The sequence below is a fragment of the Corallococcus sp. CA053C genome (genome assembly GCF_003611675.1).
Lineage (GTDB): Bacteria > Myxococcota > Myxococcia > Myxococcales > Myxococcaceae > Corallococcus.
On the sequence record NZ_RAWA01000805.1, the window covers coordinates 1 to 1,052 of the forward strand.

The 1,052-nt window shown below is 72.7% G+C and carries 1 protein-coding gene and 1 pseudogene; one reads left to right on the plus strand and one right to left on the minus strand.

Annotation, left to right across the window (positions count from 1 at the left end):
- Positions 1 to 175 precede the first annotated feature (175 nt).
- The gene (locus D7V97_RS43270; RefSeq protein WP_120616296.1) at positions 176 to 640 is read right to left on the minus strand and encodes a hypothetical protein; all 465 of its coding nucleotides are present in this window, start codon (positions 638 to 640) and stop codon (positions 176 to 178) included.
- A 221-nt stretch (positions 641 to 861) separates the two neighbouring features.
- Between D7V97_RS43270 and D7V97_RS43275 the strand changes: the two are divergent.
- Positions 862 to 1,052, plus strand: a pseudogene (locus D7V97_RS43275) (hypothetical protein); the annotation flags it as partial.

Genomic DNA, 1,052 nt, shown 5'->3' on the forward strand with positions numbered 1-1,052 from the left:
GGGGGTGGGCTCGGGAGAAGAGGGGGAAGACGACATGGAAGGAGGCCTCGCGCGCCCGCACGGGCGGACGCGCCGCGAAAGGTGGGGAATGACGGGCCTGCCTGCCTGGGCTCCCCTGGGCACACCGGGAGCCTCACGGACGCGGCCCGCGAAGAACGTCAGGAGGAAGGGACGCTCAACCCCGCGCGGGCGGGCCCTGCGCCGGGCAGTTCACCGTCCGGGGACGGTCCGCCAGCGGCGCGAGCTGGGGCGGCAAGGCATGGGCAAGCAGGCGCTGGGCCTGCGCGAGCACCCGGGCGTCGTAGCGCGCCAGGATGGCGCGCAGCGTGTCCAGCCGGGGAACGAACGGCGTGGGCGGCCGGGCACCGACGCCGCCCGGGTCCAGCTGATCCCTCGACGCCGGCACCGGCGTGCCCACGTGGGACGCATGCAGCAGCCCCGCCTCCTGCCGCGCCCACTGGCCGGAAGGAGCACGGGTCGACGGGGGGGCCCAGCGCGCGCCCACCCCGTCCGGAGCGCGCGCGGCGGGGCCCATCACCCCCAGGAAGCCGGCGAAGGCCACCGCGCACACGACCGCCGCCAGGGCGAACCTGGACTCGCGGGGGGCTTCACGCCCGGAGGTGGCGGGGACCGTCATCATGGGAAGGAGGGCGCGGCGCATCGCACCGGGGTGCGACAACCGCTGACAGCTAAAAACCGTGCCAACGGAATGCCTTTATACGCACCCGAACCACCGAGCACCCCGGAAAATCACACCCTTGGCGACAAAAAGCCGTCGACTTGCCGCACGGGGAGGCTTTCAGCCGGGGTTCACATTGACGTTGCCACCTCCCAGAAGGTATCTCCTCCCGTATCGTGAAAATGAGAACCATTCTCAACTTTGACGACGGGCTGGGCGCGGGGGCGGAGCTTGCGCGCGCGCCGGTGGCCCGGCCGAACGTGGTGCGGGGTTCCAGCGGGCTCTTCCAGTCCCACCTGGATGACGCGGTGGCCGAGGGCGTGTGGGGACGGTGGGGCGGGGCGGTGATCGCGGCGACGGTGCTGCACGGGGC

Coding starts and splice junctions, on each gene's coding strand:
- D7V97_RS43270 (WP_120616296.1), bottom strand. CDS start 640: ATGATGACGGTCCCCGCCACCTCCGGGCGTGAAGCCCCCCGCGAGTCC.